Annotated in this window: 12 protein-coding genes; 7 read left to right on the forward strand and 5 right to left on the reverse strand. The window is 67.6% G+C overall.

Features of this window, described 5'->3' with window-relative positions:
* Positions 1 to 95 precede the first annotated feature (95 nt).
* The 3 genes from ACW176_RS05855 (at position 96) to ACW176_RS05865 (ending at position 5,509) form a co-directional block, all read left to right on the forward strand.
* Entirely contained in the window at positions 96 to 2,168 is a 2,073-nt protein-coding gene (locus ACW176_RS05855) for a prolyl oligopeptidase family serine peptidase (protein ID WP_492111235.1), read from the forward strand.
* Between the two features lie 4 nt (positions 2,169 to 2,172).
* Entirely contained in the window at positions 2,173 to 4,302 is a 2,130-nt protein-coding gene (locus tag ACW176_RS05860) for a prolyl oligopeptidase family serine peptidase (protein WP_492111236.1), read from the forward strand.
* Between the two features lie 112 nt (positions 4,303 to 4,414).
* Complete coding sequence (locus tag ACW176_RS05865) at positions 4,415 to 5,509, forward strand: GNAT family N-acetyltransferase (protein ID WP_492111237.1); 1,095 nt, start codon at positions 4,415 to 4,417, stop codon at positions 5,507 to 5,509.
* 170 nt (positions 5,510 to 5,679) lie between these two features.
* Here ACW176_RS05865 and ACW176_RS05870 read toward each other — a convergent pair whose 3' ends face one another.
* From ACW176_RS05870 to ACW176_RS05880, 3 genes are all read right to left on the reverse strand, one after another.
* Complete coding sequence (locus tag ACW176_RS05870; RefSeq protein ID WP_492111238.1) at positions 5,680 to 6,030, reverse strand: DUF2218 domain-containing protein; 351 nt, start codon at positions 6,028 to 6,030, stop codon at positions 5,680 to 5,682.
* Complete coding sequence (locus ACW176_RS05875) at positions 6,030 to 6,605, reverse strand: PadR family transcriptional regulator (RefSeq protein WP_492111239.1); 576 nt, start codon at positions 6,603 to 6,605, stop codon at positions 6,030 to 6,032. Before ACW176_RS05875 ends, ACW176_RS05870 begins: the two co-directional genes overlap by 1 nt.
* Before the next feature lie 125 nt (positions 6,606 to 6,730).
* On the reverse strand, positions 6,731 to 7,627 hold the full coding sequence (locus ACW176_RS05880) for a hydrogen peroxide-inducible genes activator (RefSeq protein ID WP_419319391.1): 897 nt from the start codon (positions 7,625 to 7,627) through the stop codon (positions 6,731 to 6,733).
* Positions 7,628 to 7,751: 124 nt separating this feature from the next.
* Between ACW176_RS05880 and ahpC the strand changes: the two genes are divergently transcribed.
* The 3 genes from ahpC (at position 7,752) to creS (ending at position 11,674) form a co-directional block, all read left to right on the forward strand.
* Positions 7,752 to 8,315, forward strand: coding sequence for an alkyl hydroperoxide reductase subunit C (gene ahpC, locus ACW176_RS05885; protein WP_419319392.1), 564 nt, complete (start codon positions 7,752 to 7,754; stop codon positions 8,313 to 8,315).
* A 153-nt stretch (positions 8,316 to 8,468) separates the two neighbouring features.
* Positions 8,469 to 10,058, forward strand: coding sequence for an alkyl hydroperoxide reductase subunit F (gene ahpF / locus ACW176_RS05890; RefSeq protein WP_492111240.1), 1,590 nt, complete (start codon positions 8,469 to 8,471; stop codon positions 10,056 to 10,058).
* 239 nt (positions 10,059 to 10,297) lie between these two features.
* Positions 10,298 to 11,674 carry a crescentin gene (gene creS, locus ACW176_RS05895; protein WP_492111241.1) on the forward strand — a complete coding sequence of 459 codons (1,377 nt, stop codon included), beginning with the start codon at positions 10,298 to 10,300 and terminating at the stop codon, positions 11,672 to 11,674.
* Positions 11,675 to 11,871: 197 nt separating this feature from the next.
* Here the strand turns inward: creS and ACW176_RS05900 are convergent, their stop codons facing one another.
* Positions 11,872 to 12,405 carry an SRPBCC family protein gene (locus ACW176_RS05900; protein ID WP_492111242.1) on the reverse strand — a complete coding sequence of 178 codons (534 nt, stop codon included), beginning with the start codon at positions 12,403 to 12,405 and terminating at the stop codon, positions 11,872 to 11,874.
* A gap of 291 nt (positions 12,406 to 12,696) precedes the next feature.
* Between ACW176_RS05900 and ACW176_RS05905 the strand changes: the two genes are divergently transcribed.
* The gene (locus ACW176_RS05905; protein ID WP_492111243.1) at positions 12,697 to 13,917 is read left to right on the forward strand and encodes an aminotransferase-like domain-containing protein; all 1,221 of its coding nucleotides are present in this window, start codon (positions 12,697 to 12,699) and stop codon (positions 13,915 to 13,917) included.
* A gap of 146 nt (positions 13,918 to 14,063) precedes the next feature.
* On the opposite strand, the gene ACW176_RS05910 is transcribed toward ACW176_RS05905, so the two are convergent.
* Positions 14,064 to 14,999, reverse strand: coding sequence for a TraB/GumN family protein (locus tag ACW176_RS05910; RefSeq protein WP_492111244.1), 936 nt, complete (start codon positions 14,997 to 14,999; stop codon positions 14,064 to 14,066).
* Positions 15,000 to 15,085: the final 86 nt, after the last annotated feature.

Genomic DNA, 15,085 nt, shown 5'->3' on the forward strand with positions numbered 1-15,085 from the left:
TCGCCCGAAGATCTTGCGGGCAATCGCGACAAGGGGGTCCAATCCTCCGCCACTAGCTCTGGCGCGGGTCGGTTTTTTCGATACCGTCCCGCGTCATGAAGATGCTTCGCACCTGTTCCGCCGGGGCCCTGGCCCTGACCCTGCTGTCCCACGGCGCCGCGCTGGCGCAGGACAGCGATCCCCATCTGGCGCTGGAGGCGGTGGAAAGCTCCGACTCCCTGGCCTGGGTGAATGCAGAGAACGACAGGACCCTGCCGCTCCTGTCGGGCGATCCGCGCTTCGCGGGCCTGCAGGCGCAGGCCCTGACGATCCTGTCGGCCAGGGACCGCATCGCGGCGCCCAACTTCATCGGGACCAGCGTCTTCAACTTCTGGCAGGACGCGACCCATGTGCGCGGGATCTGGCGGCGCACGACGCTCGCCTCCTACAAGACCGCCTCGCCGGTCTGGGAGACGGTGCTGGACCTCGACGCGCTCGCGAAAGCAGAAGGCAAGAACTGGATCTGGAAGGGCGCCGACTGCCGGCCGAAAACCCATGACCGCTGCCTGGTGAACCTGTCCAACGGCGGCAAGGACGCCGTCGAAGTCCGCGAGTTCGACCTGACGACCAAGGCCTTCGTGGACGGCGGCTTCGTCCTGCCCGAAGGCAAGCAGAACGTTGAGTGGCTGGACGCCGACACCCTGATCCTGACCCGCGACTGGGGGCCGGGCACCACCACCGACAGCGGCTATGGCATGGTCATCAAGACCCTCAAGCGCGGTCAGGCTCTGAGCGACGCGGTCGAGCTGTTTCGCGGTCAGAAGAGCGACGTTTCGGCCCGTCCCAACGTGCTGCGCGACGCGGCCGGCAACCGGGTGGTGCTGATCGACCGGGCTACCGACTTCTTCCACACCGAGCGCAATGTCTGGATCGACGGCGAGGTCGTACCGCTGGCCATTCCGCAGAAGGCCAATATCGCCGGTCTGCTGAACGGCAGGTTGATCGTCGAGCTGAACGAGGACGGCCTGGGCACCAAGGCCGGCTCGATCATCGCCGTGACGCCGGACGCGGGCCTGTCGACCAGCGTGATCTTCGCCCCCACGGCCGTGCAGGCCGTCGACCAGCTGACCGTCACCGACCACACGGTGGTCGCGGCGATCTATGACAATGTGCGCGGCGGGGTCTTTACCTTCAAACCGACCGGTTCGAGCTGGACCAAGGCCGCTCTGCCCGGCCTGCCCAACGCGTCAGTGTCGCTGGGCTCGCACGCCGACGAAGGCGACCAGATCTTCTACAGCGTCGAGGGCTTCACCACCCCGACCCAGCTGAAACTGGCCGACGCGGTCAGCGGCGCGTCCGAAACCGTCAAGGCCCTGCCCGCCCAGTTCGAGGGCGGCAATCTCGAGGTCGAGCAGAAGGTCGCCACGTCGAAGGACGGCACCAAGGTTCCCTATTTCCTGATCCATCCCAAGGGCCACAAGCACGACGGCTCCAACCCGACGCTGCTGCACGCCTACGGCGGCTTCAACCTCTCGAAACTGCCGGTCTATGACCCGCTGATCGGCAAGCTGTGGCTGGAGAAGGGCGGCAGCTATGCGGTCGCCAATATCCGGGGCGGCGGCGAGTTTGGCCCGGCCTGGCACGACGCGGCCCTGAAGGCCAACCGCCAGCGGGCCTTCGACGACTACTACGCCGTGGCCGAGGACATGATCGCCAAGAAGATCACCTCGCCCCGCCATCTGGGCGCCTATGGCCGGAGCAACGGCGGCCTGCTGATGGGCGTGGCCCTGACCCAGCGGCCCGACCTGTGGAACGCGGTGGTGGTGGAAAGCCCGCTGCTGGACATGATCCGCTACACCGTCCTGCCGGCCGGCGCCTCGTGGATCGGCGAATATGGCGACCCGGCCATTCCGGCCGAGCGGGCCTTCATTGAGGCCTATTCGCCCTATCAGAACCTGAAGGCCGGGGTGAAATACCCGCTGGCCTATATCACCACCTCGACCAAGGACGACCGCGTCCATCCCGGCCACGCCCGCAAGTTCGCGGCAAGGCTGGACGATCTGAAGGTGGATAATCTGTATTTCGAAAATACCGACGGCGGCCACGCCAATGGCGCGGACCCCAAGTCGAACGCCCGCCGCTGGGCCCTGCACTACACCTACCTGTCACGCCAGCTGATGGATCACTAAGTCCATGCGTCGCCTTGTCCTTGCCCTGTTAGCGTCCACGAGCCTGATGACCGCATCTCACGCCGCCGAACCCGCGCCCGAAGCCCGCACGCCTTTGGTCGAGCTGGGCAAGAACGATCCCTATCTGTGGATGGAGGAGATCGAAGGGACCCGGGCCATGGACTGGGCCCGGGCCCAGAACGGCAAGACCCTGCCGGTGCTGCAGGGCGACGCCCGCTATGCCGGCCTGGAAGCCCAGGCCCTGGCGATCCTCAACGCCAAGGACCGGGTGCCCAGCGTGTCGTTCACCGGCGACGGGTCCCTGCGCAACTTCTGGCAGGACGCGACCCATGTGCGCGGCCTGTGGCGCACGACCACGCTGGACAGCTACCGCACGGCCGAGCCGGTCTGGGAGACGATCCTCGACATCGACGCCCTGTCGAAAGCCGAGAGCGCCAACTGGGTGTTCAAGGGCGCTTCGTGTCTCCCGCCGGAAGAGACGCGCTGCCTGATCACCCTGTCGGACGGCGGCAAGGACGCCGTGACGGTTCGCGAGTTTGACACCACGACCAAGAGCTTCGTGGCGGGCGGCTTTGCGCTGCCCGAGGGCAAGCAGGACTATAGCTGGCTGGACCGGGACACCCTGCTAGTCGGTCGCGAGTGGGAGCCCGGCCAGGTCACCAAGTCGGGCTATGCCTATGTGCTGAAGATCGTCAAACGCGGCCAGCCGCTGTCGGCGGCCCAGGAGGTCTATCGCGGGACCGAGACCGACGTGTCGGTCAGCCCCTTCGTGCTGCGCGACGCCGACGGCGTCACCCAGGCGGTGATCGCCTATCGCGGCGTGACCTTCTTCGAGAGCGAAAAGCACCTGCTGACCGACAAGGGCGCGGTCAAGCTGGACCTGCCGCTGAAAAGCTCGATCCAGGCCTATGTCGCCGGCCAGATGGTGGTGTTGCTGGAGCAGGACTGGGCCGACAAGGGCTTCAAGACCGGCGACCTGATCAGCTTCGACCTGGCCGCCCTGAAGGCCGCCCCGACCAGCGCCAAGGCGACGCTCATTCTGCGTCCGACGGCGAAACAGTCGGTGGAGCAGGTCACCACCACCCGCACCAGGCTGGTCGTGGCCCTGCTCGACAACGTCAAGGGCGCGGCCCGGGTGATGACCCACGACGCCAAGGGCTGGACGTCGCAGGATCTGGCCCTGCCGGCCAATTCCGCGATCGGCCTGGGCTCCAGCGCCGAGAAGGACGAGCGCCTGTTCGTCACCGTCACCGGCTATCTGACGCCCTCGACCTTCTGGCTGGCCGACGCCGGCTCGCTGAAGCTGGAACAGGTCAAGGCTTCACCAGCCCGCTTTGACGCTTCAACCCATGTGGTCGAGCAGTTCGAGGCCACCAGCACCGACGGGACGAAGATCCCCTATTTCGTCGTGCGGCCCAAGGGCGTGAAGTACGACGGAACCGCCCCCACCCTGCTCTACGCCTATGGCGGCTTCCAGGTGTCGATGACGCCCGGCTATTCGGGCGTGATGGGCAAGCTGTGGCTGGAGCGCGGCGGCACATACGTGGTCGCCAATATCCGCGGCGGCGGCGAGTTCGGCCCGGCCTGGCATTCGGCGGGCCTCAAGGAGAACCGCCAGAAGGTCTATGACGACTTCTTCGCCGTCAGCCAGGACCTGATCGACCGCAGGATCACCTCGCCCCGGCGGCTGGGGATCATGGGCGGCAGCAACGGCGGCCTGCTGATGGGCGTGGCCCTGACCCAGCGGCCCGAGCTCTACAACGCCATCGTCGTGCAGGTGCCGTTGTTCGACATGATCCGCTACAGCCAGATCGGGGCCGGGGCCTCGTGGGTTGGTGAGTATGGCGACCCGGCCATACCGTCGGAGCGGGCCGTGATCGAGCGGTATGACCCCTATTCGAACCTGAAAGCCGGCCAGAACTATCCGGAAGTCTTCATCGAGACCTCGACCAAGGACGACCGCGTCCACCCCGCCCACGCCCGCAAGGCGGCGGCGCGTCTGGAAGCGCTGGGCTACCCCGTCCTCTATTACGAGAATATCGACGGCGGGCACGCGGCCTCGGCCAACCTGGCCGAAACCGCCCGCCGCCAGGCGCTGGAATATGTGTATCTGTCGCGCAAGCTGATGGATTAATTCAGTAAAATGGCCCTACCCAAAACGGGGTTTCGTCAACACTAGGGAAAGCTATCTGGGTCAGACTCGCGGCCGACCAGATCGGTCGTGAGTCGCCCAGAGCCCATCGTCCTTGAAGATTGAAGTCGTTCCCGCGCTGGAGCTGAGCCTCACAGACATCGACCGCTGGTCGAGCCTGCAGGTGGGTCAGGCGCGCCTGGACTCGCCCTTCCTGTCGCCGCGCTGGACCCAGGCCGTGGCCCGGGCCCGCGCGGCGACCGGCAAGAAGGCCGGCGAGATCAAGGTCGCCATCCTGCGCGCCGAAGACGGCCAGGCCATCGGCTTCCTTCCCGCCCGGGTTCGCGCCGATGTCGGCATGCCGGTCGGCGCCCCGATGTGCGACTATCAGGCCCTGGTCTCGGCCCCCGGCGTCGCGATGGATCCGCGCCAGCTGCTGACCGCCCTGCACGTCCATCGCCTCGATTTCTGCCACATGCAGGCCGACGACGAGACCCTGGCCCGCCACGGTCGTGGCCAGACCGAGTCCTGGATTGTCGAGATTCCGGACGGCTACGCCGCCTATGAAGCCGGGCGAAAGGCCGCCGGCTCGGGCGTGCTCAAGGACATCGACAAGAAACGCCGCAAGGCCGAGCGCGAGGTCGGCCCGGCCGTCTTCACCGCCATGTCAAACTCACGCGCCGATTTCGACCAGCTGATCGCCTGGAAACGCGCCCAGCTGATCGCCACCGGCCAGACCGACTATTTCAGAACGCCCTGGGTCATGGACCTGGTCAACGCCCTGTTCGCGACCCGCGACCCCGTCTTCGGCGGCGGGCTCTACACCCTGCACCTGGGCGGCAAGCTGGCCGCCGTGCACCTGCACCTGCGGGGCGCCCACACCGTCCATGGCTGGCTGATCGCCCACAATGCCGCGTTCGAACGCTATTCGCCCGGCCTGATGCTGTTCCAGGACATTCTGAGAAGCATGGACAGCACGCCTTACGACCGCCTCGACCTCGGGGCCGGCGACTACCGCTTCAAGCGTGAGCTTTCCAACGCCCAGCAGACCGTGGTGTTCGGCTTCCTGGGCTCGCCCTCGCCCGCCACCTTCGTGCGCCAGGCCGCCTATGGCGTGCGCCACATGGCCGAGTCCCTGCCCCTGGGCCGGATGTCGGAACTGCCCGGCAAGGCGATGCGCCGGCTGGACCTGCTGCGCGGGCTGCACTGAGATGCGCCCTTCTCCCCTTGCGGGAGAAGGTGGCCCGAAGGGCCGGATGAGGGGTGGATCACCCTGTCAGTCTGTTTCGAGCGGATATTTCTGAGCGGCGGTGAGGTCTTTCGACCCCTCACCCGACCCGCTTCGCGGGCCACCCTCTCCCGCAAGGGGAGAGGGAAGGCTCACCCCTGAGAGAGCCCCACCCGCAGCGCCGGGGGATCGATCCGCCCGGCGTCCCAGGCGCGGGTCCAGGCCAGTTTCTCGACCCCTTCGCGGAACGCGAAGCGCAGCAGGTGTTCGGCGACCACGTCTTCCAGTCGGGCCAGGCCTTCGAGGCCGGAGGTCTCGACGGTGATGTCCAGGCCGGTCTCGTCGGCCAGCATCCGGCAGTCCCCGATCGGCAGGGGAATGCGGGCGCTGGTCGCGTCGAAGGTGACCGCGAACTTGTGGCTCCAGTGCTTGGCCAGCTGGGTCATGTAGCGGGCGCCCTTGTCGGTGGTCAGGCGGGCATGGCTCTGCATCAGGGTCTGCATCAGATGCGCTCGATGACGCCGGCCGCGTCGTCCAGGGCCTTGGCGATCTGCTCGACCTGCTCGGCCGACAGCTGGCCGGCGGTCAGCCTCAGGCGCAGGGCGGTCTTGAGGTTTTCCCGGGCTCGCAGGATCTGCGGCGAGAAGGCGGCGCTGCGGGCGGCGGCCTCGGCCATGCGCTCGAACAGGCTCTTCACCGGCTGGGCGTTGGCTTCGAGGAAGGCTTCGCCCTCGGGGGTGATGGTGTGCAGCTTCTTGCCGCCGCCGGCTTCGCTGACGGTGATGTAGCCCAGCTCTTCCAGCAGGGTCAGGGTCGGATAGATCACGCCGGGGCTGGGGGTGTAGGCGCCGCCGGCCGCGGTCTCGACCGCCTTGATCAGCTCATAGCCGTGGCTGGGCTGCTGGGCGATCAGCTTGAGGACCACAAAGCGCAGGTCGCCGTGGTCGAAGAACCGGCCCATGCGACCGCCGCCCCGGCCAGGACCGCGTCCGTGGTGATCATGGCCGTGAAAGCCGAAGGGGTGGCGGCTGTGGTGGCGGCCATCGCGGCCGCCGTGATGATGGTGTCGTCCAAACATGTCGTTTCGATCCTGTTTCGTTATATCGAAACAATAGATATATCGAATCGGTCGAAAGGCAAGAGCGTATTTAGATATATCTGATTATCGCGTTTTAGACCGCTCGATCGGCCCTGACGCCGCGATCAGACGGCCTGCAGTGTTTCGGCCAGCAGGCGCCCCTCGGCCGCGCGGGTGGAGCCCGCCCGCCAGGCCACCACGATCTCGCGGCTGGAGTGGGCGTGATCCAGCGGCCGCACGGTGACGGCGGCGTTGTCGGTCAGGCCCGCCTGCACCGCCATGGCCGGCAGGAACGAGATGCCCAGGCCCGAGCCGATCATCTGCACCAGGGTCGGCAGGGAGGTGGCCGCGAAGCTCTCCTCGTCGCCAAACGCCTTGGGGGCCTCCAGCCCGCAGGCGGCCAGGGCGTGGTCGCGCAGGCAGTGGCCGTCCTCCAGCAGGATCAGGTCATCGCCGGCCAGGCTGTCGGGATCGACCCGGACCGAAGCGGCCATCGGATGGTTGGCGGGGGCGGCGGCCAGCAGTTCGTCATCCTCGACATGGGCCCAGTCCAGGCCCGACATGTCATAGGGCAGGGCGATCAGGGCGGCGTCCAGGGCCCCGGCCTTGAGACTGGCGATCAGGCGCTGGGTCAGGTCCTCGCGCAGGAACAGCCGCAGCTTGGGGAAGCGGTCACGCAGCACGGGTAGGGCGCGCGGCAGCAGATAGGGGGCGATGGTCGGGATCACGCCCAGCCGGAACCGGCCGGCCAGCGGCAGGCCCGCGCCGCGCGCCGCCTGCACCAGATCCTCGGTGCGGGTCAGGATGTCCTGGGCCCGGCGCACGGCCTCCTGGCCGGCGGCGGTCAGGATCACGCCCGAGCGCGCCCGGTCGACCACGGGGGCCCCGAGGATTTTCTCCAGTTCCTGGATCCCCGCCGACAGGGTCGGCTGGGTGACATGGGCGCTCTCGGCGGCGCGGCTGAACGAGCCGTGCTCCGACAGAAGCTTCAGATATTGCAGTTGGCGCAGGGTGGGCAGCATGCCGTCCCTATAGAGCCTTCAGGGCGAGGCGCATAGAAAGAACCTATCCACGGGAATGATTTAATCGATTGGACCTATCGAGCGGCGGTGGATAGACAGGCCTCACCCATTTACGGAGCACGCCATGTCCCTGATTAACACCACCATCAAACCCTTCACGGCCGAAGCCCTCAAGAACGGCAAGTTCATTACCGTCAGCGACGCCGACCTGAAGGGCAAGTGGTCGGTCGTGTTCTTCTATCCGGCTGACTTCACCTTCGTCTGCCCGACGGAGCTGGAAGACCTGGCCGACAACTACGCCGAGTTCCAGAAGCTGGGCGTCGAGATCTATTCGGTGTCGACCGACACCCACTTCGCCCACAAGGCCTGGCACGACACCTCGGAAGCCGTGGGCAAGATCGCCTACACCATGGTCGGCGACCCGACCGGCACGATCACCCGCAACTTCGACGTGATGATCGAGGAGGTCGGCCTGGCTGACCGCGGCACCTTCGTCGTCGACCCGGACGGCAAGATCCAGATTGTCGAAATCACCGCCGGCGGCATCGGCCGTGACGCCCTGGAACTGCTGCGCAAGGTCAAGGCCGCCCAGTACGTCGCCGCCCACCCGGGCGAAGTCTGCCCGGCCAAGTGGGAAGAAGGCGAAAAGACCCTGAAGCCTTCGCTCGACCTCGTCGGCAAGATCTAGACCCCAAGCCTGCCTGCTGGCCCGCAAGGGTTGGTGATACGGCGCCGTCGTCCGCTGACCGTCTCCCCACGGAGCCGGCGGCGGCGCCCCCTTCCCAAAATTTCGCGCGTTTCCTGATCACAGGACAATTGCGCCTCGCATTCGGAGCCCGCCATGTTGGACGAAGGTCTGAAGACCCAGCTGAACGCCTATCTGCAGAACCTGCGCCAGCCGATCGAACTGGTCGCCTCGCTGGGCGAGGACGCGGGCTCGAAAGAGATGCTGGCGCTGCTCAAAGACGTGGCCGGGACCTCTGACAAGGTCAGCCTCAACCTGGCCGGAAACGATGCGCGAAAGCCGTCGTTCGCCATCACCCGCGCGGCGGGCGATGCATCCGTTCGGTTCGCCGGCCTGCCGCTGGGCCACGAGTTCACCTCGCTGGTGCTGGCCCTGCTGCACGTGGGCGGCCATCCGCCCAAGGTCGACGCCGAGGTGCTGGACCAGGTCCGCGCTTTGGAGGGCCCGTTCCACTTCGAGACCTACTTCTCGCAGAGCTGCCAGAACTGTCCGGACGTGGTCCAGGCGCTCAACACCATGGCCGCCCTGAACCCCAACATCACCCACGTCGCCATCGACGGCGCCCTGTTCAAGGATGAGGTCGAGCAGCGCCAGGTCATGGCCGTGCCGACCATCCTGCTGAACGGCCAGCCCTTCGGCCAGGGCCGCATGGACCTGGAACAGATCCTGGCCAAGCTGGACACCGGCGCCGTCGCCCGCGCGGCCGAGAAGATCAAGACCAAGGCCGCGTTCGATGTTCTGGTGATCGGCGGCGGCCCCGCCGGGGCTGCGGCGGCGATCTACGCCGCCCGCAAGGGCATCCGCACCGGCGTCGCGGCCGAGCGCTTCGGCGGCCAGGTGCTGGACACCATGGCCATCGAGAACTTCATCTCGGTGTCGCACACCGAGGGTCCCAAGCTGGTCTCGGGCCTGGAGCAGCACGTCAAGGACTATGACGTCGACATCATGAACCTGCAGAAGGCCGTGGGCCTGGTTCCGGCCAAGACCCCGGGCGGCCTGATCGAGGTCAAGCTGGAGAACGGCGCCATCCTGAAGTCGCGCAGCGTGATCCTCTCGACCGGCGCCCGCTGGCGCAACGTCAATGTGCCCGGCGAAGCCGAGTACAAGAACCGGGGCGTGGCCTATTGCCCGCACTGCGACGGCCCGCTGTACAAGGGCAAGCGCGTGGCGGTGATCGGCGGCGGCAACAGCGGCGTCGAGGCGGCCATCGACCTGGCCGGCATCGTCGCCCACGTGACCCTGATCGAGTTCGACAACCAGCTGCGGGCCGACGCGGTGCTGCAGCGCAAGCTGGCCAGCCTGCCCAATGTGGCCGTCGTCACCTCGGCCATGACCACCGAGATCCATGGCGACGGCGCCAAGGTCAACGGCCTGACCTACAAGGACCGGGGCAGCGACGAGACCCACCGCATCGACCTGGAAGGCGTGTTCGTGCAGATCGGCCTGGTGCCCAACACCGAATGGCTGAAGGACAGCGGCGTCGCCCTCTCCAATCGCGGCGAGATCGAAGTGGATTATCGCGGCGAAACCTCGATCCCCGGCGTGTTCGCCGCCGGCGATGCGACCACCACGCCCTACAAGCAGATCATCATCGCCATGGGCGAAGGGTCCAAGGCCTCGCTGTCGGCCTTTGACTACCTGATCCGCCTGGAGCCGGCCCAAACGGCGGAGCAGGCGGCGGCCTGAACGCCGTCCCCGGACGATGCTGTGAGCCGTCGCGTCTGACCTTGCCGGTCGGCGCGGCGGCTTTCGCGTCGCAGGCGAACCGCGACGGCAAGGTTCAGCGCGGGTGCGACGCTAGCGCCCTCGACATTCGCCTTGACCTTCGACTATTTTGTTAACTTCTGGGCAAGGGATTCGGGGCTTGGCGGCTATCGTGCCGTCGGCGCTCACGGGGCCTTGGGTTGATCAAGGGGATGGGCGAGATGCGGCTTCTGTCGAAGAACGTGCGTGACACGAAGACCGTCAAGCCGGCCATGCTGGTCGAAGACGCCGGGCGGCCGGAATTCGCCGAGCGGCTGATCGAATCCACCCAGGCCATCGGCGTCCGTTATGAGACCATCCATGGCGGCCTCGACAGCATCAGCCGCGTCGTAGAGCACCTGCGGGCCATCGAGCCTCTGCTGGCCGAGATCCGCCAGCCGGTCGCCGAAGAGTTCGAAGCCCGCCGCGCCGAGCACGCTGAACTGATCGCCCTGCGCACGAATTACGAACAGGCCCTGCGCCAGGTCGCCCTGGCCCAGACCGAGGAGCGCGAGCTCACCGCCAAGCTGGCCGTCACCCGCACGGCGCTGGGCGAATCCGACGCCCGCATCCAGGCCCAGGACTCCACCCTTGAGGACAATGCCCTCGAGATCGATCGCCTGCGCAACGGCCTGCTGCAGTCCGATCTCAAGGTCGGCAATCTCGACGCCTCGCTGCGCGACGCCACCGCCCGCATCGAACATCTGGTTCAGGACGTCGACACCCTGCGCACCCAGAGCCAGGACATCGACACCCGCCGCGGCGAGGCCGAGGCCTCGCTGGCCCGCGCCAACCAGGAAAACGCCCTCCTCGTCGAGGAAGTGGCGACCCTGAAGAAGCGCATCGACCAGGCCGGCATCGACATCGCCCGCCTGTCGCGCATCGAAACCGATCTGGAAGCCCAGATCGCCGCCGAACGCGCCCGCATCCAGGCCACCGAAAACGCCCTGGCCGTGCACCAGGCCGACAGCGGCCGCACCATTCGCGGTCTGGAAAGCCAGGTCGAGGCCGGCCGCGCCGAGATCTCGGCCCTGCAGACCCGTCTGGAAACCGCGACCGGCCGCGCCGACAAGCTGGAAGAAATGAACGGCCAGATCTCGCAGCGTCTGGCCGAGTCCAGCGCCCAGCAGCAGGCCGTCGAACGCCGGGCCGGCGATCTGAACGTCGCCCTGGAACGCGCCCTCGACCGTATCCGCTCGCTGGAAGACGAGGGCGAAGGCCTGCGTCAGCGTCACGCCGGCGTCGACACCGCCCGCGCCGCCGCCATCGAGCGCGCCGACCAGCTGGCCAAGGCCGCCGTCGCCCACGACAAGACCCTGCAACGGGCCGAGGAGCGCGCCAATCAGCTGCGCGTCCGCCTGGAAGTCATGCAGGAGGCCCAGGATACCGCGCGCCGCCAGCACGAGGAGAAGCTCGGCGAGCTGCAGGCCCAGATCGAGCGCCTCACCTCCGAAGCCGCCCTGTCCGAAGGCGCCCTGGAAGCGGCTCGCCGCGACCGCTCGCGCCTGCAGATGGCCCTGCTGGGCGCCACCGAAGGCGATATGGCCCAGGCCGGATAAACCTTTCCCCCGACCCCAAAGTCCGGAAAAGGGCGGCCCTCGTGGCCGCCCTTTTTTGTTAGGCTTTCCTGTGTCATCCCGGCGGGAAGGCCGCCTAGCGGCCTGTAGAGCCGGGACCGATCCGGAGCGCAGCGTTCAGGCGTCGGTCCCGGATCTGCGCGCTACGCGCTTGTCCGGGATGACAATGAGTTCAGCGCTCAATCCGTTGCGGGTTTGCCGGTCTCGACCTGGCGCTTGAGCCGCGCGACCTGCTGGCCGATCACGCCGTCGACCGGCGCGGCGATCGCATTGAGACCGCCCTTCATGTAGCCGCCGACGTCATAGGTGACGGTCAGGGTGGTCTTGCCTTCCTTTTCCGCCAGCCCAAAGCCCAGATGGCCGGCCGCGCCGCTGCTTTGCAGCGGACCCAGCGCCCCGAACAGCACCAGCTTCTGATTGGGCGCGGCGTTGACGGTGCTCATGTGCAGCACCGAGCCGCCGTTCGGCAGCCTTTCGCAGAAACAGCCGCCCGAGGCCGGGGCCAGCGACAGGTTGGCCGCCGAGCCCGACCAGGTGTGGCGGCTGTCCCACCAGGTGGAGGGCTGGACGAGGGCAGCCCAGACCCGGGCGGCCGGAGCGGCGATCTCGACCTCGTGCCGAACCTGGAAGCCGCCGGGGGTGGCGTCGGTGACCTCGGCGCGGGCGGCCGTGGCGGTCAGCGCCAGGACGGCGACGGAAATCCAGAGCTTCATGTGACGCTTCCCCGTTGATGACGCCTCGCAGGGTTCCCGCCGTGCGCCGCCGGCGTCAAGCGATCGACGCTTAAACCTTGTCCAGGGGCGCCGGGGGCGTTCCCTTCGCGGAATGATCGCGCTAGGCTTGGCTCATGACCACGACCCAGAGCGGTCGCCGGGGCTTTGGGCTCCGTCGCGCGCAGGACCTTATCCGCTCCGTATGACGCTCCTGACCTGATCGGGCGAGACGCCGCGCGTGCGGCTCATGGACGGCCAAGCCGTCAGCGAAATCTACGGACATTCAACGACATGACCATCACCCCTCCCGACTGGGCCACGCGTTTCAGCGAGCGCATGACCCGCGTCCGCGCCAGCGAGATCCGCGAACTTCTGAAACTGCTGGACCAGCCCGACATCCTGTCGTTCGCCGGCGGCATCCCCAATCCGGGCCTGTTTCCCAGCCAACGCATCCAGGCCGGCTATGACGCCATACTGGCCGATCCGAAACTGGCGGCCCAGGCGCTGCAGTATTCGGTCAGCGAGGGCTATCTGCCGCTGCGCGACTGGATCGCCGAACGCATGACCCGAGACGGCATGCCGTGTGGGCCAGACAACATCATGCTGACCGCCGGCTCGCAGCAGGCCCTCGACCTGCTGGGCAAGCTGTTCCTGACCCGGGGCGACACGGTGATGGTGGCCCGGCCCACCTATCTGGGCGCGCTGCAGGCCTTCAACGGCTATGAGCCGGCCTATCTGGACCTGCCGGAAGCCGGACTGGTCGAGGGGCTGGACGCCGCGGCGCGCGAGCGGGCGACCGGGGCCTTGGGCTATTTCGTCCCCGACTTCGCCAATCCCACCGGCCAGAGCCTGACCCTGGCCGAGCGCGAGACCCTGCTGGGCCTGGCCGGCGATCTGGACATGACCCTGATCGAGGACGCCGCCTATCGCGAGCTGCGCTTCAGCGGCGAGGCCCTGCCGACCCTGCTGTCACTGGACATCGCCCGGTCGGGCGGGATCGAGGCGGCCCGCACCCTGTTCTGCGGCACCTTCTCCAAGACCCTGTCGCCGGCCCTGCGCATCGGCTGGGTCTGCGGGCCCCGCGCGGTGATCGAGAAGCTGGTGCTACTGAAACAGGGCGCCGACCTGCACGTTTCGACCATCAACCAGATGGTCGCCCATCGCGCCGTGGTCGAGGGCTATGACCAGCATCTGGGCATGCTGCGCGCGGCCTATGGCGCCAACGCCGGCACCATTCTGAGCGCTCTGGACCGCCACATGCCGGCCGGCGTCACCTGGTCGCAGCCGCAGGGCGGCATGTTCGTCTGGGTGTGGCTGCCCGAAGGCATGGACGGCAAGGTCGTGCTGGAACGGGCTCTGGCCGAGGAGCGCGTCGCCTTCGTGCCCGGCGAGCCGTTCTTCGCCGAGGTTCCGACGGCCAACGCCCTGCGGCTCAGCTATTCGCTGCCCGACGCGGCTCAGATTGAAGATGGCGTGGCGCGGCTGGCGCGGTTGATTTCGCGCTTGGGGTAGTGGGCAAACCTGTCTGAAGCTCACAAATCCTTGTCATCCCGGCCGCAGCGAAGCGGAGCGCCGGGACCCAGGGGCCAAGGCAATGCGGCTGCCCTGGGTCCCGGACAGCCTCTGCGAGGCTTCCGGGATGACAAGGATTTTGCGAGCTAGTCCGGCGGCGACGTGACGGTCGCCCCGCTCGCCTTCAGCCGGTCCAGCACCCCATTGGCCGGCAGCAGAAAGGCCAGATCGACCACTGCCACCGTGACGCCGGGCCTGTTCAGGGCGCCGGACAGGGCCGACGCCGACTGGCCGATCTGCTGCTCCAGCAGTTTGGCCCCGCCGGGCGAACGCAGCAGGCAGCGCTGGGCGGCGCTGGCCGAATAGCGCGAACGGACGCTGGCCAGATCGCCGCGCGCCCAGTCCGAACCGATGGTGGTGGGCCGGCCGCCTTCATATTCCAGCTCGTCGAGGGCATCCGTCAGACAGGCTAGCTGGGCGTCCTTGGACAGCTTGCCGGCGGCGTTGACCACCGCGCTCATCCGGTACTGGCCCATGGCCTTAATCCTGACCTTGCGGGCCCTGGCCATGCGCTCGATGGTGCTGACCGGCTTGGCTTCGGACAGCCCGGCGGCCTGGCGGAAGTCCGACAGCAGCAGGAAGCCGGCGATGGCCGGCGTCCAGTTCTTGTACTCGCCGGCGCTCTTCTTGGCCCGGGTGCGGCCCGAGATGAAGCGGGCCTTCAGGTCCGGCGGCAGATCGTCTTCCAGCCTGTCGCCCAGACCCTGACGCAGGCCCGCGCCGCCCTTGAGCACGAAACCGGCGATCTGGCCCGGACCCACCGACGCCTTCGGCGGCGCCAGCAGGAGGTCGGCCTGATCGAGAGCGCGCTCAAGGCGCGGGCTTTTCCAGGCCATCTGATGGGGCAGGGGGGCGGCCGCGCCGACGACATAGAGCCTGGAGCCGCCCTTCTCGACCAGCCAGATGGCCGGACCGGGGGCGCGGGCCACCACCAGCAGCTCCTCGACCACCGCGCTGCCGGGACCTTCGGGGGCGGGGCCCAGGTCGATGGTCTGGGCGTGGGCGGCCGTCGTTAGGAGCATGGCGGCGGTCGCAAGCGCGACGAAAGATGGTTTTATGAACGTCATGTCGTCTCTTTAAACCTTGTCATCCCAGCCGCTCCCCGGCG

This window comes from Caulobacter sp. FV1ye13L (assembly GCF_058681155.1).